Origin of the sequence: Apibacter sp. B3546 (assembly GCF_009827885.1) — a bacterium.
GTDB lineage: Bacteria > Bacteroidota > Bacteroidia > Flavobacteriales > Weeksellaceae > Apibacter.
In genome coordinates this window covers 40,813-64,151 of sequence record NZ_WINW01000033.1, presented here as the reverse complement: position 1 = coordinate 64,151, position 23,339 = coordinate 40,813, and the positions used below count along the sequence as shown (strand labels likewise).

General features: G+C 31.7%; 12 protein-coding genes. 5 read left to right on the top strand and 7 right to left on the bottom strand.

Annotated elements, in window-relative coordinates:
* Window positions 1–5 precede the first annotated feature (5 nt).
* Window positions 6–1,562 carry a sensor histidine kinase KdpD gene (locus GFU93_RS06350; protein WP_160568128.1) on the bottom strand — a complete coding sequence of 519 codons (1,557 nt, stop codon included), beginning with the start codon at window positions 1,560–1,562 and terminating at the stop codon, window positions 6–8.
* Window positions 1,563–1,740: 178 nt separating this feature from the next.
* On the opposite strand from GFU93_RS06350, the gene GFU93_RS06345 reads away from it, so the two are divergent.
* The 3 genes from GFU93_RS06345 to GFU93_RS06335 all read left to right on the top strand — a co-directional run bounded on the left by GFU93_RS06345 (window position 1,741) and on the right by GFU93_RS06335 (window position 5,221).
* Window positions 1,741–3,423: a glutamine--tRNA ligase/YqeY domain fusion protein gene (locus GFU93_RS06345; protein WP_160568126.1), complete on the top strand. Its 1,683-nt coding sequence runs from the start codon at window positions 1,741–1,743 to the stop codon at window positions 3,421–3,423.
* Between the two features lie 11 nt (window positions 3,424–3,434).
* A complete protein-coding gene (locus GFU93_RS06340; protein WP_160568124.1) occupies window positions 3,435–4,295 on the top strand; it encodes a DUF2911 domain-containing protein in 861 nt (286 codons plus the stop codon).
* Between the two features lie 125 nt (window positions 4,296–4,420).
* Window positions 4,421–5,221 carry a rhomboid family intramembrane serine protease gene (locus GFU93_RS06335; RefSeq protein WP_160568122.1) on the top strand — a complete coding sequence of 267 codons (801 nt, stop codon included), beginning with the start codon at window positions 4,421–4,423 and terminating at the stop codon, window positions 5,219–5,221.
* Here GFU93_RS06335 and GFU93_RS06330 read toward each other — a convergent pair.
* From GFU93_RS06330 to rsmG, 4 genes are all read right to left on the bottom strand, one after another.
* Window positions 5,216–5,437: a PspC family transcriptional regulator gene (locus tag GFU93_RS06330; protein ID WP_105296274.1), complete on the bottom strand. Its 222-nt coding sequence runs from the start codon at window positions 5,435–5,437 to the stop codon at window positions 5,216–5,218. The two genes, GFU93_RS06335 and GFU93_RS06330, sit on opposite strands and share 6 nt — an antisense overlap.
* A gap of 71 nt (window positions 5,438–5,508) precedes the next feature.
* A complete protein-coding gene (locus GFU93_RS06325; protein ID WP_160568120.1) occupies window positions 5,509–7,257 on the bottom strand; it encodes a hypothetical protein in 1,749 nt (582 codons plus the stop codon).
* A 21-nt stretch (window positions 7,258–7,278) separates the two neighbouring features.
* Complete coding sequence (locus tag GFU93_RS06320; RefSeq protein WP_160568118.1) at window positions 7,279–10,248, bottom strand: tetratricopeptide repeat protein; 2,970 nt, start codon at window positions 10,246–10,248, stop codon at window positions 7,279–7,281.
* Between the two features lie 4 nt (window positions 10,249–10,252).
* Window positions 10,253–10,879: a 16S rRNA (guanine(527)-N(7))-methyltransferase RsmG gene (rsmG, locus tag GFU93_RS06315; RefSeq protein ID WP_160568116.1), complete on the bottom strand. Its 627-nt coding sequence runs from the start codon at window positions 10,877–10,879 to the stop codon at window positions 10,253–10,255.
* Window positions 10,880–11,184: 305 nt separating this feature from the next.
* On the opposite strand from rsmG, the gene GFU93_RS06310 reads away from it, so the two are divergent.
* Together GFU93_RS06310 and GFU93_RS06305 are read left to right on the top strand one after the other, a co-directional pair.
* Complete coding sequence (locus GFU93_RS06310) at window positions 11,185–13,308, top strand: Tex family protein (protein WP_160568114.1); 2,124 nt, start codon at window positions 11,185–11,187, stop codon at window positions 13,306–13,308.
* Between the two features lie 288 nt (window positions 13,309–13,596).
* A complete protein-coding gene (locus GFU93_RS06305; RefSeq protein ID WP_160568112.1) occupies window positions 13,597–20,925 on the top strand; it encodes a T9SS type B sorting domain-containing protein in 7,329 nt (2,442 codons plus the stop codon).
* 107 nt (window positions 20,926–21,032) lie between these two features.
* On the opposite strand, the gene GFU93_RS06300 is transcribed toward GFU93_RS06305, so the two are convergent.
* Window positions 21,033–21,479: a GatB/YqeY domain-containing protein gene (locus tag GFU93_RS06300; RefSeq protein WP_160568110.1), complete on the bottom strand. Its 447-nt coding sequence runs from the start codon at window positions 21,477–21,479 to the stop codon at window positions 21,033–21,035.
* A 22-nt stretch (window positions 21,480–21,501) separates the two neighbouring features.
* Window positions 21,502–23,328 carry a cell division protein FtsZ gene (gene ftsZ, locus GFU93_RS06295; RefSeq protein ID WP_160568108.1) on the bottom strand — a complete coding sequence of 609 codons (1,827 nt, stop codon included), beginning with the start codon at window positions 23,326–23,328 and terminating at the stop codon, window positions 21,502–21,504.
* Between the last annotated feature and the right edge of the window lie 11 nt (window positions 23,329–23,339).

The window sequence follows — 23,339 nt, the reverse complement described above, 5'->3', positions numbered from 1 at the left end:
TATTTTTAATTTAGAGGAATACGTACAATAAAAGTGGTTCCTTTATGTAATTTACTAACAACTTTAATACCACCATTATGTAACTTAATAATATTTTTTACGTAGGTCAAGCCTAGTCCGTGACCTTTTACATTATGTATGTTTCCGGTTTCTTCCCGATAAAATTTTTCAAATATTTTTTTTATAACGTTTTCAGACATACCTTTTCCTTTATCTGAAATTTCAACTACGTAATCATTTTTATCGTTGTAAGTTTTTACCGAGATTTCAGGTTTTTCTAATGAATATTTGTTCGCGTTGTCTAATATGTTAACAAAAGCATTGGTGAGATGAAATCCATCTACATTTCCAATATATTTATCTGCTAAATACTCTTCTTTGATTGTTCCCCCCCGTTGTTCCACTTGTACCCGAACAGTTTTAATGCTGTTTTTCAGGATTTGACGAATATCTGTTTCTTTTCGGATCAGTTGAAGTGCATTTCGTTCAAGTTTTGACATTCTCAAAACCATCTCTACTTGTTTTTTCATTCTATCATTTTCTTGCTTAATTAAAGAAGTATAGAATTTCATCTTTTCCGGTTCTGATTGAACTTTCTCCGAATTTAGCGCATCCGTGGCAATATTAATGGTTGCTATAGGAGTTTTAAATTCATGAGACATATTATTTATGAAATCAGTTTTTATTTCAGAAATCTTTTTTTGCTGGGACATATAATATATAGAAGCAATATATATAGCTATAATGACCAAAGTAGAGGCTATGGTTACCCCAATAGCTCCCAAAATAGGATTTAGTACGGAATATTGTTTAGAAGGGAAATAAACGGATAAATAATATTGGGTATTATCTTTTCCGTCAGAAAATAAAACTACATTATAATTTTGAGTAAACTTATTACTTAAGATAAAATCTTCACTATGGATTTTAGTTAATTTAAGTTTATTGTTGAGCACTCCGCATTTGAATTCAGTATTAATATTGTGCTTTTTAAGTTCTAAGCTAACCACTGAATCTATTAGCTGCATGTTAATCCTGGATTCCAAACTCATCTGGTTTACACTCAATCTTGCAAATTCGTCCAAGGTAAATTTAGGGCTTACAAAACTATTTTCAATATTTTTTTCAATCGGTCTAATATTGGTTTGAAGAGAATCTTTTTTAATTTTTAATACGCCTTCATCCGTTAGTAAATTGGTGATTTTTAAAGTATCTTTTTTTGAAAAAGGAATGATAAGAGGCTTTTTATTGACGATTGTTTTTTTATAAATGATGTATTTAACAGACTGTGAGTCAATAACACTCATGGCTGTTTGGATGGTGCTGGAATCTTTTTGATTATTAATGTCTTGATAGAAATTAGTAAACGGTTTGTAAAACTTATTAATCTCTATAGTATTAATTTTTTTGGAAGAATTATTTAGTGCTTTGTATACACGAGATGAAAAATCCTGTTCACCTGCATCTATAGCTTGTTTCAGCCAAAAAATCTGCAATCCCACAAAAACTATAAGGGAAATGGTCATTAATCCCGATAAAATAGGGATGAAACGTTCCTTCATAGTACAAAATTAATCATTTTAACCGATGAAATTTAAGACATATCGAAAATTTTCAATATTTTTAAAATCTTATCTGATTAAAAATAAAGCTAAAGAAATATTTATTACGTTTAAAATATTATATGGAGAATAATTTTAAAAATGATTTAAATTTGTACGTCTATAACTATATTATATTATGCACCAAGAAGAAAAAAAATCTTTAAATTTTTTAGAGCAGATAATTGAAGAAGATTTAGAAAATGGTTTTCCTAAAGAGAAATTAAGGTTTAGATTTCCACCTGAGCCTAACGGCTATCTTCATGTAGGCCATATTAAAGCCATATGGATAAATTTCGGATTGGGGCAGAAATATAATGTACCCGTTAATTTACGATTTGATGACACTAATCCGGTTAAAGAAGATCAAGAATATGTTGACGCGATTAGAAAGGATGTAGAATGGCTGGGATATACTTGGGATAAGGAATGTTATGCTTCTGATTATTTTCAACAGTTATATGAGTGGGCTATACAATTAATTAAAGAAGGAAAAGCATATGTTGATAATCAGACTTCAGAAGAGATGAATGAGCAGAAAAAAAATCCTTTTGAAGAAGGTATCGAAAGTCCTTATAGAAACAGGAGTATAGAGGAAAACCTTGATCTTTTCCAAAGAATGAAAGAAGGAGAATTTGAGGAAGGAAGTTGTGTACTTCGCGCAAAAATAGACATGAAATCTCCTAATATGAATATGAGGGACCCGGTAATGTATCGTATTTTAAAAAAACATCATCAAAGAACCGGTAACGAATGGTGTATATATCCTTTATACGATTGGACACATGGAGAATCAGATTACATAGAGCAGGTTTCTCATTCTTTATGTTCTCTGGAATTTGAAAATCACCGACCTTTATATGAATGGTTTTTGGATCAAGTATACGATCCGTCAAAAGTTAAAAGTAAGCAGCGTGAATTTGCCAGATTAAATTTAAGTTATACGATTACCAGCAAACGAAAATTATTGCGTTTAGTAGAAGGAAATTATGTATCCGGTTGGGATGACCCGCGAATGCCTACCGTATCGGGTATGAGAAGAAGAGGATATACTCCTGAAGCTATTAAAGATTTTATGGAACGAGTAGGAGTGGCTAAAAGAGACAACATTATTGATTTTGCTTTATTAGAATTCACGGTAAGAGATCACCTTAATAAGATTGCGCCTAGAGTCATGGCTGTGATCAATCCGGTGAAAGTTGTAATCACTAATTATCCGGAAAATTCAGAAGAAAATGTTTGCATTGAAAACAATCCGGAAAATAGTGATGCAGGAGAAAGAGAAGTTCCTTTTTCAAGAGAAATATATATAGAAAGAGAAGATTTTATGGAAGAAGCTCCTAAGAAATTTTTCCGATTGACCTTAGGAGGAGAAGTCCGATTAAAAGGAGCTTATATAATTAAAGCAGAATCTGTAGAAAAAGACGAAAACGGTGTAATTCAAACCATTTATTGCACGTATGACGATAAAAGTAAAAGCGGAAGCGGGACAGAAGAAAGCATGCGAAAAGTGAAAGGTACTTTGCATTGGGTATCCGTTAAACACGCATTACCTATAGAAGTGAGAATCTATGATCGATTATTTAAAGAAGAATCTCCGGATACGCAAGAAGGTGACTTTTTAAATTTTTTAAATCCGGATTCTTTAAAAACTATTCATGGTTTTGCAGAACCCGGCTTAAATGGTACAAAAATTGGAACAAAATATCAATTCCAAAGACTTGGGTATTTTGCAGTCGATGACGATTCAACAGAAAATCATCTAATTTTTAACAGAACTGTAACATTAAAAGATACCTGGGCGAAAATCGCTAATAAATAAAGTTTTAAATTATGAAAAAAATAATTTTTTTAATTGCTCTTTCTTCTTTTTCACTTTTCAGTGGAGCTCAACAAGTAAAAACTCCGGCAGCAAGTTTAAAAGCGGAGGTTGAACAAATGGTAGGTTTAACAGATGTTGAATATGAATATTCTCGACCTAATAAAAAAGGAAGGGTAATTTTTGGCGGATTGGTACCTTACGGCCAAGTTTGGAGGACAGGGGCTAATGAAAATACAACCATTAAGTTTGGGGATGATGTTGAAATTGATGGAAAAACTATTCCTAAAGGTAAATATGCTATATATACAATTCCCTACGAAGATACGTGGGATGTAATTTTTTATTCCGATTCAGAAAATTGGGGAACACCTGAAAAATGGGACGATAAAAAAGTGGTTTTAAAAACAACGGCACCGGTTAAAAAATTGGCAGAATCAGTGGAATCATTTACTATAGGAATAAATAATCTTTCAGATAATTCCGCACATTTACAATTTATGTGGGATCAGGTTTTGGTAGATATAACTTTCCATGTACCGACACAAAAAATAGCAAATGCAAGTATTGACGGTATATTATCTAACCCAAGAGCAGATGCTAATGCTTATTATGCTTCAGCCAATTATTATTTACAATCTAATGGAGATATGAAGAAAGCTTTAAATTGGATCAATAGAGCCATTGATTTAAAGCAAGGAGAATCCCCTTATTGGTATTACAGAGTTAAATCGCAAATTCAAGCTAAGTTAGGAGATATAAAAGGGGCAATAGATTCAGCTGAGAAATCTTTAGATGGAGCTCAAAAAGAAGGTAATAAAGATTACATTAGATTAAACACCGAATCTATTAAAGAATGGAAAAAAATATTATAAAATATTAATGTTAAAAAAAACAGAACGGTAAGAGATTTCTTACCGTTTTTAGTAGTATATAGTTTATAGAAGATAAATTTTTGGATTTTACAATCTGTTCAAATTTGTATTTATAAATAAGCTAAATGCATAAATTTCCGATCCATAAAGAAGCTATTATTGTTCCGATCGTATTAGTCGGTGCCATATGGTTGGTATTTCTATTGCAAAATTTATTGGTTTTCAAAGAATGTTATGGAATCATACCTCTTAAGCTAAAAGGGTTGAGAGGAATACTACTATCACCGCTATTTCATGGAAACCTTACCCATATACTCAGTAATACAATTCCTTTATTTGTATTAACATTTTTTACTTTTCAGTTTTATGAAAAATTGGCATATTTCGTTTTACTAAATGGATGGATTATATCCGGTTTTGTGGTTTGGTTACTACCCAATTTTTCTTTACTAAATTCTTCCGTTTTATCTTGTCATATAGGAGCCAGTGGTATTATCTATGTTTTGGCTTCATTTCTTTTTTTTAGTGGAATTTTCAGGCATGAAAAAACCTTACTGGCAGTTTCATTAATTGTCGTTTTTTTATATGGGAGCTTAGTTTGGGGAATATTTCCCAGAGAACTTTTAGGCATATACGATGATCGACCTATTTCTTGGGAAAGTCATCTGTCGGGAGCAGTAACCGGGTTTATATTAGCTTATATGTTGAGAAGAATAGGTAAAAAAAGAGAAAAACCTCAATGGGATAAGGATGAGTATGATCATTCTGATGATGAAAAACTTTGGGAAAAATACCAATTGGAATATCCTGAATATTTTCATGAAGAAGATCCTTCGAAATCTGATTCGACTTCAGAGATAAATAAAACAGACAATGTCCATTACGAAGATGAAAAAGATTCTTTGAAAAATCAAGAGAAACTATAGGTCAAAAACCGAAGGTCGTTTAGTGATAATGCTGTCTTTAATCCAAAGAAAAAATGCTCCGGTAAGATATAAAGCAAAAATCCCACCTAAAGTAATAAATGACAAGTAGATAAATAAAAGTCTTAATTTAGACGCCCGTACTCCGAATTTTTCCGATACACGTGAAATTACTTCAAATCCGTTTGCTTCAAATAGGGTGCGTAATTTTTCTATCATAAAAAAGTATATATTAAGTTAATACATATAAGGTAAAAAATTACAATTTTTTATTTACAAACATCAATTTGCTAAAATTGAACCAAAATACCGCCCAATACTTGAGCTCCTAAGACTTTATAATCTTGAAAGCGTTCGTAATTTTTACTGAATAAATTAGTTCCATTAACAAATAGTGAAAAATTCTTATATAATTTATAAGAAGCCGAAAGATTAAGATCTACATAACTGTCTAAAGTAGTTATTCCCTCCCTAACAGATGAAGAGGCAGGATCGTAATAAAAATAATTACTCTTACGCTCACCGGTAAAAAATAATTTTGCTTCTAATTTTAATTTATCTTCTAAAGTTTTATAATTACCATCTAAACCTACTTTAAAATTGGGTAAATTATAAGCATGTTTAAGCTCATCCAGATTGTAATTATGATATTCTCCTTCCAATCCAATAGTCAAATCTCCGGTCCAAAAATATTGTAAAGCACCTTTAACAGTAATAATATTACCATCATCGTACACAGCATTAAAGGTATTTAATCGGTTATAGGCCTTTAATACAGAAGGCAAGGTAAGGTCATAAGGATTTCTCATGAAAAAATAAAGGTTTTCGGCTTTACTGAATGATCCTTCCGCTTCGTACTTAATGCTTTCATCTATATCCCCTTTAACCCCTCCATAAACTTTATATAATATATTGGTAGGTCTTAACAATTGATTGGAGTATAAATACGGATTTTCCGAAAATAAGTCGGACATATTATTAAGTTTTAAACCGCCATCAATACCGGCATATACATTAATTTCTCTGGCAGCATTGAATAAAAATTCAGCCTTAGGATGGAAGAAAATTTTTGTATTATTACCTTCCAATTCGCCATTATAGGCAATATTAGCACCCACTTTTAAATAAGAACCTTGACTGGAAATTCGTAACACAGGAGAAAATCCGGCAGTTAAAAATGAATATTTATCTTTTGTGTTCAATCCGAAATGCGTATAAGTATAATTAAACAATACATCTGCTTCCACGCCAAAATTTAAACCGGGTAGCATAAGATTTGCATTTTCAGAACTTTTAGCCAGCTTTGCTTTTAAGTCTACAAAAGTTTCATTTGAATCAAATTTGTCCCACATATATCCGGCTTTTAAAGAAGCTTTGTCCAAATAATTATTACTATACATGTCATAATCGGATTTAAAGGTAAGTTGATTGGTATTTTGCCTTAAATTCATGTGAGGAGTTGCATGTATTTCCGGTGTGTTAAGACCGTAATAATTAGTTCCATTATAGGTATAATTTCCCGCAAAATGTAATTTCCCCGTTTTTAATTTAAAAATGTAAAAAGCTTCTGCATCAATTGTTGAAGAAGAAGTTTTCCAATCGTATTTGTTTTTAGGACCATCGGTAGAAAGTGCAGACAATTTAATACCGGTCAAATTATTATTTATCGGATAATTAAAATATAAATCCCCCAGTACTGTATTTCTGGTTCCATAACCTAACTTAGCATGATTGTCATAATATGAATTAGTAAAATCAGTGTTTAAAGATTGAGGAGGCAGTTGAGACGTTTGAAATTCAGAAACAGCAGGAACATCAATAATCGTATAATTTAGTGAATCTTTTTTTACTGAGTTGCTTTCATTAGACGGTGGATATTTATCCGGATCTGTTTTCTTTTTCTCAATATTTTTTACATTAACATTCGGATTTTTCTTTTTTCCAATGGTTAATATTTCTTCTTTAATTTGAGAATATCCTGATGTGGTTGAAATAGTTGCTATTAAAATTAAAATCAGTATTTTATATTGAGTATTCATAAACTTCAAAACGAGATATAATTATTTAATATGGTTAAGTTGAGTTTGGGCATCTTGAACAACATCCGGAAACTCTTTATAATTTTCTATAATTTGCTCCAATATATAAGTAGCCTGATAATTATCTTTAAGGTTTAGATAATTGTTGCTCATTATAAGAAGAGCTTTAGCTCCCCAATACTGTTGATCAGAATATTTAGATGTTAAATTAAATATTACGGAATTACTAGCATCGTATTTTTTATCTTTATTTTTAAATAATGCGTTATAGTATAAGGCCTCAGCTTTTACCGCATTATTTTTAGATTGTTCAAGAGTTGTAAATACTGATTTTGCGTCATTTATTTTTCCCGAATTGTATAAACTGCGTGCTTTTATCAAAGTGGCTTGTTCTTTTACAGTAGAAGGATTTTTGGAATTATTCAGTACTTTTATAGCCATTTCATTAGCCTTAGTATATTCTTTATGATCGGAATAGATATACATCAATTCTAATTCAGCGAAAGATTTATAATTCTGATTGGAAGTAATTTTATACAAAGATTCTAGTGAATTTTGAGCAGCTTCGTCTTTTTCTTGTTTTATATAAATTTGAGAAAGTCTAACCAAAGCATCTTCCTGGAATTCATTGGATGATTCTGAAACTTCTTTTAATGCCTCTAACGCTTGATTATAATTAGTTAGCTGAAAATAACTTTCTCCTAAATAATAGAGAGAGGTTATTTTACGATTTGTAGTAGGAAACTTAGTTAAAAAAGTCGCAAATTCTTGAGAGGCCGCAGAGTAATCTTTAGATAAAAATTTCTTTTGAGCAGACATAAAAGACAATTCCTCAGCTTCCGCACGGTCCATATTATAGCCTTTTCTATTTGCCCAGTCAATATATTCATTTTCTTTACCGCTTTCAATAAATGCAGTTTTAGCTCCGGTTATAGCTTGTAAGGCATAATCGGTTTTAGGATAATTATCGGCAATAGTTCCATAATTTACAATAGCTTTTTGATATTCTTTTAAACTGGTCAAATTATCAGCAATACCAAGATATGACATAACCACTAAGTCATTATTTTTGGAAGCGCTGATAACTTTCTGAAAATAGTTATTTGAATTCTGATAATTTTCAGTTTCAGCGTACGCTGTACCTAATTCAAAATATGCATCGGTAATTTTTTCCGATTTTGGATATGCTTTAATGAACTTTTCAAGTTCAACAATTTTATTTTTATAATCTTTTTGCAGACCATATACAATAGCTTTTTGATATTGAGAATATTCTCTGTCTTCGATAGAAGAGGTATACGCTTGATCATACATTTGAATTGCTTGGTTAAGCTGATTACTGCCTAATAATGCATCGGCAAGACGTAATTCTGCATCTGCTTTAAATTCTTGCTTTGGATTTTTAAGATATTCTTGAAATGAAACTGCTGCCAAATCGAAATTCTTCAATTTTAAATAAGAATATCCTTTTTGATACATCACTTGCGAACTTTCCGGTATGGTAATTCCGGAATTTTGCAAAAGTTGTAATTTATCAATAGCATTTTGAAAATTTCCTAATTGGTATTGACAATCGCTATACCAATAGAGTGAACGAGCATAAAATTGAGAATTATTTTTTAAAAGTATGGCTTTTTCGAATTCTTGAGAAGCCGATTCTATTTTACCCTGATTGTATAATTGTACTCCGTAGGCATAAGCAACTTCTTGCTCTTTAAGTTTCAACTCCGAAGATTTATTGGGTATGGAAGATAAAAGTTGAGAGGCTTCTGAGAAATTTCCGGAATTAATATATGATTTAACCAGCAATTTATTGATTTCCGATTGATGCTTGGAAGCGGGATATCTTTTTAAATAGGTATTTAAAACTTTGGAAACAGGCTCATAAGGATTACCTACTTCATAACTCAATTTCGCATAATTTAAATAGGCGTTTTCTTGAATTTTTTTGTCAAAATCCATTTCAGAAGCAGCTTTGAAAGCAGTTAAAGCTTCTTTCTTTTTATTTGTTTTCAGGTAGGAATTCCCCAATTGGTAATATGCATTTTGTGAAATGGGAGAAATATCTCCAACAGTTATCTTATTAAAATAAGTAACTGCTTCTTCATATTTCTTGGCTTGATACAAAACATATCCCATTTGATAATAATCGCTCAAAGTTGGAGAAGCACTATTTTTTATATAAGATGAAAGATAAGGTTCAGCTTCGGCATACTTTTTTAATTTGAAATAACTTTCTCCTATAATTTTTATTATCTCATTTTTTAACTCAGGATATTGATTAGAAGCTAATAAAGTTTTACCGGTAGATATGGCAGAATCATATTCACCGTCATTAAAATAAATCTGAACCATATAAGGTTTGATTTTTTCGGTAAATTCCGGTTGATTTAATAAGGAAGTAAATTTTTTCTTAGCTTCAATATGCTCACCGTTAGCATAAGCTATATGACCTAACAAAAAGTCTATTTGATTTTTGTATTGGTTGCTATAGGATCCTTTTTCTAAGTTTTTTTCAGCATTTTCAAAATCCTGATTCATAAATTGAGCATACCCGAGTTTGATGTATTGATTGGCTCTTTTATTAGGAGGAAGTTTGTCTATAGCTACTTTAGAGAGTTCTTCTGCTGCACGAAAATAATCCTGATGTATTAAATAGTAATTTCCCAATTGGAGGTGTGCTCTTTCAGTTAATACGCTTTGCGGATATTTATTGGTAAAAGCATCAAATTTCTTTTCTGCTTCTTCATCTTGTAAGATAAGGCTTATCAGAGCATCGTAAAAATTGGCAATTTCCAATTGATAAGATCTCAGATTAGAAAAGTTAATTAAATCATTAATTATATATTGAGTTCCTCTATAGGCTTCATTTTCATATAATTCCTTTGCGTTGCTTATCTGGTAATTGTTATAATAAATTTCAGATAATTGAGCATTCACAAATAAATTTGCTCCTAATAATGGGATAAGCCATTGGATTTTTTTTCGCATAATTTTAGTGCATATTTTTAATATAAACGACTTTTTTAGTTTTAAAAAATTCCTCGTCAAAATAATCTTTTAACTCATAGAGTGTAGCTTCGGGAAAATTTTTCAATTCTTCAGTTAGATCTCCTCCTTTTAAATATAAAACGCCATTTTGTAAACTATTGATATTCTTAGATGTAAATTTTCCTTTAATCCAAGACATAAAAACAGGCATTTGAGTTACCGCTCGACTCACTACAAAATCAAATTTCTCTTTAATTTTTTCGGCTCGTGTATGAATACCGATGACATTTTCTAACTGTAATTCTTGTGCAATTTCATTAACAACCCTAATTTTTTTTCCAATGGAGTCGGCCAAAGTAAATTGAGATTCCGGAAAAAGTATAGCTAAAGGTATACCCGGAAATCCGCCACCTGTACCAATATCCAAAACTTTAGTCGAAGGAGCGAACTGCATTACTTTTGCTATTCCCAAAGAATGAAGGACATGTTTTTCAAGTAAAGAATCTATATCTTTCCTTGATATAACATTGATTTTTTCATTCCAATTTGAATACAAATCAGGGAGTTTTTCGAAACTATGCAATTGTTTTTCAGTTATCTCCGGAAAATACTTTTGTATTAAGTTTGTCATGGGTATTAATAGATATACAAAAATATAAGTTTTAATAATATAAGACTCTATTTTATAATAGACATTTGCTTTTATTACAACAAAAGTAGGGGTTTAAGAGTATGTAGAAGACTTTTTAAAGTCATTTAACAAAATTTATAAAGATCAGATGGTAAAGATAAAATTTAATTGGAATGCTATTAATATAAATTATAATTTATTTTGAAAGCAAGTTATTTTTGATTCGACAATTAATTTATATTACCTATTTTTATAAAATTAAAAACGAACCTACACTACTTAGATATAAAATAATTACTATAAATATGATTTCCTTCATTCAGAAACGAATTGATATCTCTCAAAAAAGCATAGAAAATACGGTAAAATTATTAAACGAAGATCATACCATACCCTTTATTGCCCGTTATAGAAAGGAGATGACCGGAAATCTGGATGAAGTTCAATTATTCAATATATCTAAGTTAAAAACAGATTTTGAAGAAATTCAAAAACGTAAGGAGTTTATTATAAAAAGCATTGACGAGCAAGGAGCATTAACCGAAGAATTTAAGCAAAGAATAGAAAATTGTTTCGAACTTACTCTTTTAGAAGATTATTACTTACCCTATAAAAAGAAAAGAAAAACAAAGGCGTCTGTTGCAATTGAAAACGGTTTAGAACCTTTAGCAAAAATCTTAATGGCGCAAAAACCGATTTCAGATTTAACTCTATTAGCTTCAAAATACACTACAGATGAAGTATTGTCAGTAGATGATGCTCTTCAAGGTGCCGGATATATTATTGCGGAATGGATTAACGAAAATAATTATGTACGTTCAAATTTAAGACGTTTTTTTCAACAAACTGCCGTATTGGAATCTAAGCTGATTAAAGGAAAAGAGGAGGAAAAAGAAGCACAAAAATTTTCAAATTATTTTGAATTTTCTGAAAATTTAAAACGTTCGCCATCTCATCGGTTTTTAGCAATCTTACGAGGGGAAAAAGAAGGAATTTTACGCGTCAAAGTTAAAGTTGACTCAGAGGAAGCCTTACATATAATAAGCAAACATATAATTAAAACGCATGAAAAAATAATTAAAGATCAACTACTTTTAGCAATAAAAGATTCTTTTTCACGCTTATTAGAACCGGCGCTAAGTAATGAAGTTTTCCAGAAAGCCAAAGAGTCAGCCGACCAAATAGCCATTCAAGTGTTTTCATCTAATTTAAAACAATTATTACTGCAATCTCCTTTGGGGGAAAAAAGGATACTGGCAATTGATCCCGGATATAAATCAGGTTGTAAGTTGGTTTGTTTAGATGAAAATGGTAATTTATTACACAATGATACCATATATCCTCATCCTCCCCAAAAAGAAACCAAAGAATCAATAAAAAAAATTAAATCTTTAATTAATGCCTATAAAATTGAAGCCATATCCATAGGTAATGGTACAGCCTCCCGAGAAACAGAACGATTAATACAATCCATAGCTTTTGATCGTACCCTAAAAGTTTTTGTAGTAAATGAAGCCGGGGCGTCCGTTTATTCTGCATCTAAATTGGCTCGGGAAGAATTTCCATCCTATGACGTTACGGTAAGAGGAGCAGTTTCCATAGGAAGAAGGTTGTCTGATCCACTTGCAGAATTGGTAAAAATAGAACCTAAAGCCATAGGAGTGGGACAATATCAACACGATGTAGATCAAACATTATTGAAAAAAGAACTGGATGCAGTTGTTGTTTCTTGCGTAAACAGTGTAGGGGTTAACCTTAATACAGCCAGTAAATCCTTATTGTCTTATGTTTCGGGTATAGGAGAAAAGATGGCTGAAAATATTGTTCAATACCGTTCGGAAATGGGAGCATTTTCAACCAGGCAAGACCTGAAAAAAGTTCCCAGACTTGGTGAAAAAGTATTCCAACAAGCATCCGGATTCTTAAGAATTCCAACGTCTGAAAATCCTTTAGACAATTCCGCTGTTCATCCCGAAAGCTATTCACTAGTTATGAAAATGGCGAAAGATTTAGGAGTAAAATTGGGAGATTTAATCCGAAATAAAGAACTAATTCAAAAAATAAATTTAAACAATTACGTAAACGAAGAAGTAGGGATTTTAACTTTGGAAGATATTTGTAAAGAATTGGAAAAACCCGGTCTAGACCCAAGAACACAAGTAAAAATGTTTACTTTCGATCCTTCTTTAAAAACCATCGATGATTTAAAACCGGGAATGAAAGTTCCCGGAATAATCAATAATATCACTAATTTCGGTTGTTTTGTAGATATAGGAATTAAAGAGAATGGATTAGTTCATCTTTCTAAAGTATGCAATGATTTCATAACAGATATTAGCACAGTCGTGCATCTTCATCAACATGTAGAAGTAAAAATAATCGATATAGATAAGGAACGAAAGAGAATACAATTATCTATGATTGATTAAATTGATTAAAAGGTTAATAAAAGATCTTTGGATAAAAATATAGGTTCTATTATAGATTATATAATTATTTTAATTTTTTAAAATACATATACTATATTTTTATCACATAAAATAAAAAGTATATATAAATATAAAACACTCCAAAACTTTTAAATTATATAATTATTGCTCTAATAGTAGTAAAAAAAAATAAGAATTAATATCTTTATCCATTCATTATCCGTATTTATCATAAAATCTGATTTAATAGGGTATTATTTAGTTAAATAATATAAATAAAATTAAAAAATGAAAAACCTTTATTCGTTCGTTATTTTAATATTTTTTATTGGTAAAATTTTTTCACAGGATTTTAAAGAACCCAAGATCTCGATCAAAGATCATAATGGAAATTCAGATACTGTGTATGTTGACTGTGATTATAAGTTTTTTAGAAATAAAAACATTAAACTAAGTGTAGATTATCCTATAATCAAACAAACCAATAAATATGAAGTTTCTTCCATTCAATATCCTTCAAATGTAGATTTTACCAAGGGTACTCCGGTATCAACCGGTAACTCCAATGGTAAAAACGATGATGTTTTTGGTAACGATATCATCGATATAGGTTTTAATTTTTGCTTTTATGGAAAAAGTTATAATCAGATTATTGTCAGTGATAATGGAGTAGTCAGCTTTGACTTGTCGCAAAAAAATAAAGAATGCCCGTATATTATTTCAGGTAATAATCCAAATTCCGGATTACCTAAAAATTCAATATTTGGTGTTTATCATGACATGAATAATACCACGCCAAGCAAGGTTAAAGTTGCTTATGAAGGGAAAGCTCCCTATAGGAAATTCATTATTAATTTTGATAATTTAAAACAGTACGGACCGGATCGGATTTATTCATCTTCACAAATTGTTTTGTATGAAACTTTTAATATCATAGATATATATGTTGGAAATAAAAGTAAAAACCCCCATACCACTAAAGATAAAAACGCTTTAATAGGGATCATCAATTCCAATGGATACATTGGAGTTTCTCCCCCGGGAAGAAATAGGGGAGATTGGGAAGCAAAAAAAGAAGCATGGAGATTTACTCCGAATGGAAATACGGATATTTCCGTTACTTGGTATGAAGGAAATTCTTCAAGTCCAAGTAATTGGGGTGATACTTGGATAGTTACTCCCACTTCTAACACTTATTTTAGAGCAAAGGTTACTTATAATGGATGTAATGGTTTTTCACTTACGGATACCTTACAGGTGAAGTTTAGCAAAGAATTTCCTACGGCAGTAAAACAATCACCCCCACCTTTTTGTATTAATAATGGAGAAAGTTATACAGTTGATTTAACATCATATCAACAACTGATAAATCCGGATCCAAATTTAAAATTTACCTATTACAGGTATAAGAATTTAACTAATCAGATTTCAGATGAAGAAGCAAAATCCTTTACTTTTTCTGATGATATGACGGTCTATGTAAAAGTATTGAAAAGCGGAGTTTGCTTTGTTTCTACAGAGATAAATCTTAAATTAAATAAGAGGCCTGATTTAAAAGATAACCAGCAATTCATTGTTTGCGATGAAGGAAATGACGATATAGAGAATGTGAACCTGAATAATTTTAATTACGGAATAAATAAACGGACTACAGAGTATATTATACTGGATGATCAGATGAGAGAATTGCCCGATGTTGTTATACGTAATTACCCGATTGATTTATCAGGAACTGACGAAGATAGTGTAAAGTTTTACCTTAAAGCATGGAATAAATCCATTAGGGATAAATCGTGTTATACCTTAATCGCATTTACTGTAAAATTGGTTAAAAAATTAGAGTTAGAAGAGTATTTAGCTGAAATTTGCGATGTTAGGGAAGGGCAATCCGTGATGTTGGATCTAACCAAATATAACTCTAATTTACTAACAAATTCTCCGATCAATCCTTCTCATACTACCGTAAAATGGAAATACTATAAAGATTCCTATTACAGTAACGAAATTGTAAATCCGGAAAATTGTATGTTGAGATTAAATAACACTATTTACATCAAAGCGACTCATCCGGATTTTTGTGGAGAAGTAAAAACAAAATTGATTTTAAATGCCATCGGAGATTGTAGCGGCGGTGGTGGCGGCGGTGGTGGCGGCAGCATCGGAGATGGATTGCCATATCCAACTATATGTGATGCCAATGATACAGAAGAAGTAAATTTGGAATCGTATCTTCCTAACTTTTTGTCCGGTACTTCATTAACTCCACAAGATATTGAGATTGAAGGTTTTTATAAAGATTTGGCATGTACGGATAAACTTAAATTAAAGGAATCATCACCCGGCTATATCTATAGTGTAGAGGCACCGGCTAAATCTACTATTTATTTAAAATATAAGATTAAAAAAAGCGGAATTATAGCAGTAAGCTCAATAACTATCTTCGTATCTAAAAATCAAACATTATATAAGAGGGAATTTGATATATGCGACACATACAATGATGGCATCGAGAAAATATACTTAAAAGATTACGAAGATTTACTTAAAGATCTTTATACTTATTCATATTCTCATCCATCCTTTGGAAATGATTCAGATGATAAAATTGTATTTTTTGACAATCAGCACGATCGGGATATGTATTTGGCAGATCCTAAACATGAAAAAGGAATGATTAAAAAGAGTTTTGATCTAACTTCGGCTGAAAATCCAAAAATAATATATCCTGCGGTCCGATATAACCGATGCAGCTATGCTTATGATTTGAAATTCAATTTGATAACAATTGAAGAAAAAGTATTGGGTCCGCATACTATTTGTGATTTTAATGATGATGGAATTGAGATTGTTAATATATTAGAATTTATAAAAGGTTCTAAAAAGACTGATCCAAACAAGCTGGAAGAACTTCTTACTCAAGATCAGTTATCAAGTTTAAAAACTCCTATAAAAGATATAAGAAATTTAAGGTATTATAAAACCAAAAATGAAGCTCACGACGGGGGTAAAGCATCGATTACAGATCCTACTAAATTTCAAATTGGACAAGGAACTTTTTCGGCATTTGTTAAATTAGAATTTAAAAATCAATGTCCCATTATTGTTGAGATTAAATTTAATTTAGTTCCATCTGTACAATTACCGGAATATACAGACTTAGAGGTTTGTGACATAGGGGATGACTACAAAGAAGAAGTAGATTTGTCTAAAATCATACTTGATTCAAAAGGGACAACCATTCAATTTTATCGTTTGATATACGATGCAGAATATGAAATAGATGCTCCCGGTGAATTGTTAGGAACGTATACGGACAGCAATACTCCAATAAAGTATCTGGTAAATACGACAACAAATATTACCAATAATGAGATATGCATGAGAGTGGAGGATCCGGTAACCAAGTGTTTTAAGATTATTCGAGTTACAATAAACTTAATTCCTGTACCGACAGTTAGTAATCCAAACATCTATATATGTGATTTTGGAAATAACGGGACAGAAAAGATCAATTCATCAAATTTATATCAACTGGTAACGGCCCCACTTATATCCAATAATCCAAAGTTGACGAGTCAAATGGGTTATGAATATTATGTGACAGAAAATGATGCAAAAAATGGCACTAATCCGGTAAGTGAATTTGATGTAACCAACTCCACAAAAATTTGGGTGAAGATTAAAACCCAAGATTGCTCGGATTATTTTATGTTAAATTTTTCATTAATTGAATCTCCCGTTTTAAAGCAAAATGTAACTGTTCCCATATGCAATAATAACACGAAAAATGATCAAGACAGCATCTATGAAACTATTTGGTTGGAAAATTATAACAGCCTTTTTCTTGATTCCAACATCAATAGTAAGGATTTTGAATTTATTTATTTTACTAGAGAGGATGATGCACTTAAAAATCAAAATCGTATTTGGGGGAGTGCTTCGGTTACCCGATTTCCAACCACTTTTTGGGTTAGAGTAAGAAATATAAAAAGTAATTGTTTTTCGGTTGCCCCTATAGAAGTTGAAGCAATTCCTGAATTAGAGGTAAATCATTTTGCTACCTTATTATGTAATGAAGAAAAAAAGGTAAAAGTTAACTTAAAGGATTATCCATCTCAAATGATTGGAAGTTCATATACATTGAGTGATTTTACTGTTTCCTATCATGCAAGTAAATACAATGCAATTTATGGGATAGGTATACCTGAGGAAAATTTAAAAGAATATGAAGTTTCCGGAGGAGATGAAGTTTGGATTAAGTTTAAATACATAAAGACGCAGTGCTATATAATCCGTAAAGTAGAATTTTTAATTTCTTTAGTTCCTAAAGCCAATGTCCACTTTTTAGATATTTGTGATGAAACCGATGGAACCATAGACGGCAAGTATGTAATCAGCAATTTAGATGATTACAAAACTAATATTATTACCGGAGAATCTCTATCCTTTATCAATTCGGAATATGATTTTACTTATTATAGAACGAAACAAGATGCAGTAGACCATAAGAATGAGGTATCGCCTGTAAACTTTACCATCAAACATAATGAATTTACCAATGTTCCTCCTGACAATCCGTTTTATACAATCTATGTCAGAATAGATAAGAAAGATAAAACTTGTCCGACCATTACCGCTATATCGGTAAATGTAAATCCACGCCTACCGCTGGATAAACAGGAAGTTGAAATAATAGGATGTATGGACGGTCAGGATAAATCCTTCGTTGACCTAACTTCTGTTTCTAACCGGATTAGTAGTTCTTCCGATATTCAATTTGAATATTATAAAGATGAAAATCAAGCACGAAAAGGAGAGATCAATAATGCTGTTGCAAATCCAAATGCTTACCAAACCGGAGTGATAACTACAGATGGGTTTTATACATTTGATGAGGTATTTGTCAGAGTAAAGGATAGCAAAGGAATTCAATGCGATAGTATAGCAAAGATTAAAATAAAAGTATATCCTTATATAAAAGTAGAAAATCAATCCGTTGAAATTTGCGAATACGAACCGGACGCTACAAAATCAAAAATTAATCTTTGGGAGTTATCCCGGTCAATGCTTGAATCAAATGGCATTCCTGATCCAACACGTTTAAATAGAATGTTCAATTCTTTACGAATTATCTACCAAGACAGCAAAGGAGTAGAGATTGGCAGAGTAGAAGACACATCAGGACCAATACCTAATACTTTAACCGATTACGAACCTCCTGTAGGAGAAAACAAAGTAGAAATAAAAGTCAAATTTGAAAACAAAGAGAACGGCTGTGGAAATGAAGGAACGATTATAATCACCCAAAAAGAAACGCCACGTCCCAATAAGGTAACCTATACCCTGTGTGATGAAGACTTAGACGGAGAATATAATGACGTATTACTAAAAGATTTAGATAACCTGGTAATTACCCCGTCAGCGAAACAAGAAATTACGTATTACCGCACTCAGTCCGAAGCCTTAGCAGTAAATGATCCGACCATAATTCCAATAGACAAACAAACGTACTTTACTGTGGACTTCTTGAATCCGTTATACGTACGAGTACTTAACCAAGAGAGCGGTTGTATAGGCATAAACGAAGTATGGTTTAAGAAAAATTCCAACCATGTACCGATCCCCAAAGAAGTACGCTTATCAATAAAATGCGATGATTCCCAAGACGATTCAAAAGAAATATTTAATCTACACGAATCAGAACAATTACTGGGGAATTATCCGACAAGCAATTATCGTTATTACAGAAATGAATCAGATGCCAAAGAAGCCTTTAAAAATGAAGCAAAAGGGATATATACACACCTGACCGAACCGGAAATAAGTAACTATACCAATAGAGAATTATATAAAGAAGGATTATACCTAGTAGATGAAATCTATGTAAGAGTAAAAGACGAAGAAGGCAACTATTGTGATGAAGTATCGAAAGTAAAACTCTACGTATATCCATATTTAAAAGTAGCAAAAGACGAACCGATCATCTGTGAATACGAACCGCAAGGCATTAAAACCCGAGTAGATTTATGGAGTTCGATTTATCCAATGTTATCATCCAATGGAGAAGAAGCAAGAATAAAAAGCTTCTTACAAGATATGCGAATAATTTTCCAAGACAGCAAAGGAGTAGAGATTGGCAGAGTAGAAGACACATCAGGGCCAATACCTAATACTTTAACCGATTATGAACCCCCTGTAGGAGAAAACAAAGTAGAAATAAAAGTCAAATTCGAAAACAAAGAGAATGGATGTGGAAATAAAGGAACAATAACAATCACCCAAAAAGAAACCCCACGTCCACAACTGATACCTCAATTTGTGTGTGATGGAGACAATAATGGAAAATATGATGACCTGTTACTCAAAGACCTCGACCCTAAAATTCAAGATAAATCAGGACATAATTATTTAGATCAACGCGTATATGAAATAACCTATCATGAAGGATATAAAAAAGCATTGAACGGAACAGGGATATTAGATAAAAACAAATATTTTAATTTATCCGATTCAATTTATTGTAGAATTAAAAATATTCAAACCGAATGTATCGGTATTACAAAAATAGAATTTGAAACCAATGATCCTGTAGAACTTAATGATGCTACCCTATATGCTTGTGATGGAGATCAAGACGGATATGCCTATTTTCAACTTCCGTTAGTTGAACATTTATTTAAAAATCAACCCAATTCAACAATTCGTTTTTATAGAACCGAAAAGGATGCAAATAATGCCTTGAAAGATGAAGCAATGGGTAAACCTTCCAAACAAATACAAGAACCCGAATTATCTAACTATAAAAGTAAAAAAGGATATGTATATGTTCGTGTGGATAATATAGATGATGATTTTTGTCCATCCGTAGCAAAAGTAGAGTTGATTCCTTATGTTTCTCCAACGCCTCCTAATGAAATAGTTTATATCTGTCCAAGATATGCTACAACACTAGACGCGGGAGATGATGGATACGATCAAATCCGATGGTATTTCAAAGGAAAATTAGTTGGGACCGGTCAATATCTGGAAAATGTTAGAGACATAGGTATTTATACGGTTGAACATACTAAAATTTTAAATTATAATATCAGCTGTACTACTACGCATCAAATAGAAGTTAAATTATTGGAAGAACCGATTATTGTTGAATTACAGCAAGGAAAAGATTATATAACCGTAATAGCAAATGGACCGGCTCCGTTGGAATATTCCATCGATAAGATAAATTGGCAAAGAAGTAACACATTTACTAATTTAAAACAAGGAATTTATACATTCTATGTACGTTCCGTTGCTAATTCATGTGATGCTATAACTTCCAAAGGAATTATTTTCGGAATTAATAATGTGATAACTCCCAACGGAGATAATTATAACGATGCATGGAGAGTATGCGGATTAGATTTGTTTAAAGGCGAAAATTCTCAAGTTAAAATCTTTGACCGATACGGTAAACAAGTTTATGAAGAAACCTCTAATACATGTTTTGTATGGGACGGAAAACACTTAGGAAGAAATCTGCCGACCTCTTCCTATTGGTACATAATTACTATTGCCGACGGAAGAGAATTTACCGGTTGGATTATGTTAAGGAATTACAATGAAGCAGATCGATAAACAGTTTTCTTATAAAAAATACAAAATAGAAAAGACATTCATTAACGAATGTCTTTTTTTTAATTAAAAAAAGCCGATTGATCATCGGCTTACATACAAAAGATAAATTAGGACAACAACTTCCTAACAGTTTCTGATATTGTTTTTCCTTCGGATTTTCCTTGTAATTTTTTTGAAGCAACACCCATAACCTTTCCCAGATCTTTGATATCTTGAGCACCGGTTTCAGCTATAATTTCTCGAAGTTCTTTTTCTAATTCTTCAGGAGTAAGTTGTGCCGGAAGGAATTGCTCAATGACTTTTGCTTGTGCTAATTCATTTTCAGCCAGTTCATTCCTGTTGTTGGCTAAAAATTGTTCATAAGCCTCTTTTCTTTGCTTAACCAATCTTTGTAATAAAGCAATTTCTTGGTCCGGAGAAATATCTTCCGTCTTACCATCCGTTTTAAGTAATAATAATTGAGATTTAATAGCTCGTAATGATTCCAATGCTACTTTATCTTTATCTTTCATGGCGACTTTCATCGCATCCATTATTTTAGTTTCTAAGCTCATAATTATTTGTTTTAGTTAGGGACTAATCAACATTATCATGGAAAAAATTATTCGGTCGGATTTGAACTTCATTAGAATTTTTGTTAAAGTACATATCCGAACTTTTATTAGAATCTATATTTTCATCTAAATTAATGCCTTGTCTTTTATAAGCCGGAACTTTTTCTACTTCATCAACATTTTGTTTAGATAATCCTTGAAATTTGCTGTTCAGTTTTTTCAATCGTTCTCTTCTTTCTTGGATTTTTTTCTCCATAAGCTCATTCAAGGATTCTGAAGAATAATTTTTATCTTCAGAAACGGTTTGATCTTCTGTGAAAATTTCCTTTTTTTCTTCAGGAAGCTGAAATTTGTTATTATAAGAACTAAATTCTTCGGTTTCTGTTTGAAAATTTACTTTTTGAGTAAAATCCTCAGCTTCATCTAAAGTGAATATAGTCGATTGGTTTACAGGGGTGTCGGGAAGTTTATCTTCTTTGATTTCCTTAAATGTATTTTCTGTATTAGAAAATAAAGTTGTTTCATTATTTTGGGGAGGATATACATCCTTTTTAATAATATTTATTTCCTCATCAATGGGAAAAGAAGGAACAATCGGATCTTTTCTGTTAGATATTCCGAAAGTGGTTACCTCTTCTTCATCTTCTAGAGTTATTATTTTTTGAATCGTTTTTTCTTCGTTTTTTTCCTGAATATAATTTCCTTTATTAATTGAAGAAATTATTTGTGGTTCATCAGATCTATTATCTTTTTGACTATTGAAATTTGCAGCTTTTGCATTTCCTAAATTCAAGGGATTAGAAGTTGGAAAATCATCAGTTAATGTGTGTACAATTTTCTCTTTTTCTTTACCGCTGTTTCTTTCATCGTCCACAGGAAAACCGGTTGCAATGACAGTTACTCTGATACTATCTCCTAAACTTTCATCCTCACCGATACCCATAATAATATTTGTACTGTTACCGGCCTCAGATTGAATGTAATCGTTAATGATACCTATTTCGTCTACTGTTATCTCATCATCACCGGATACGATTAACAATAATACATTCTTAGCTCCCGTAATTTTATTATCATTAAGCAAAGGAGAATCCAAGGCAGCCATGATAGCATCCTGGGCTTTGTTAGGTCCGGAAGAAACAGCAGATCCCATGATGGCTGTTCCGCTATCTGCCAGAACGGTTTTAGCATCACGTAAATCTATATTGATGGAGTAATTTTTGGTAATAACTTCAGCAATTCCTTTAGCAGCTGTGCTTAGCACCTCATTGGATTTTGAGAATCCGGATTTATAACCCAAGTTTCCATACAATTCTCTCAACTTATCGTTTTTTACGACAATTAAAGAGTCAACGTTTTTCCTGATTTTTTCAAGACCTTTTTCTGCTTGTTCCAATCGCGATTTACCTTCAAAAGAAAAAGGAATAGTGACAATACCAACAGTTAGAATACCCATTTCTTTTGCAATACCCGAAATAATAGGCGCTGCTCCTGTACCGGTTCCTCCTCCCATTCCTGCGGTAATGAAAACCATTTTAGTTTGATCACCTAAAGCATTTTTAATGTCATCTATACTCTCTAGAGCAGCCTGTTCTCCGATTTCAGGATTGGCTCCGGCTCCTAAACCTTCCGTAATGGTATTTCCCAACTGAATTTTATTTGGGATAGGATTATTGATTAATGCCTGTGCATCCGTATTGCAAATTATAAAATCTACTCCTGTAATGCCTTGATCATACATATAACCAACAGCATTATTTCCTCCACCTCCGACACCAATTACCTTGATGGCTGAAGTTTTATTTTTGGGCAGCTCAAAAAATAGCTTATTGTTCTCTGTATTATCCATTGTATTCTATC

Coding starts and splice junctions, on each gene's coding strand:
- GFU93_RS06350 (WP_160568128.1), bottom strand. CDS start 1,562: ATGAAGGAACGTTTCATCCCTATTTTATCGGGATTAATGACCATTTCC.
- GFU93_RS06345 (WP_160568126.1), top strand. CDS start 1,741: ATGCACCAAGAAGAAAAAAAATCTTTAAATTTTTTAGAGCAGATAATT.
- GFU93_RS06340 (WP_160568124.1), top strand. CDS start 3,435: ATGAAAAAAATAATTTTTTTAATTGCTCTTTCTTCTTTTTCACTTTTC.
- GFU93_RS06335 (WP_160568122.1), top strand. CDS start 4,421: ATGCATAAATTTCCGATCCATAAAGAAGCTATTATTGTTCCGATCGTA.
- GFU93_RS06330 (WP_105296274.1), bottom strand. CDS start 5,437: ATGATAGAAAAATTACGCACCCTATTTGAAGCAAACGGATTTGAAGTA.
- GFU93_RS06325 (WP_160568120.1), bottom strand. CDS start 7,257: ATGAATACTCAATATAAAATACTGATTTTAATTTTAATAGCAACTATT.
- GFU93_RS06320 (WP_160568118.1), bottom strand. CDS start 10,248: ATGCGAAAAAAAATCCAATGGCTTATCCCATTATTAGGAGCAAATTTA.
- rsmG (WP_160568116.1), bottom strand. CDS start 10,879: ATGACAAACTTAATACAAAAGTATTTTCCGGAGATAACTGAAAAACAA.
- GFU93_RS06310 (WP_160568114.1), top strand. CDS start 11,185: ATGATTTCCTTCATTCAGAAACGAATTGATATCTCTCAAAAAAGCATA.
- GFU93_RS06305 (WP_160568112.1), top strand. CDS start 13,597: ATGAAAAACCTTTATTCGTTCGTTATTTTAATATTTTTTATTGGTAAA.
- GFU93_RS06300 (WP_160568110.1), bottom strand. CDS start 21,479: ATGAGCTTAGAAACTAAAATAATGGATGCGATGAAAGTCGCCATGAAA.
- ftsZ (WP_160568108.1), bottom strand. CDS start 23,328: ATGGATAATACAGAGAACAATAAGCTATTTTTTGAGCTGCCCAAAAAT.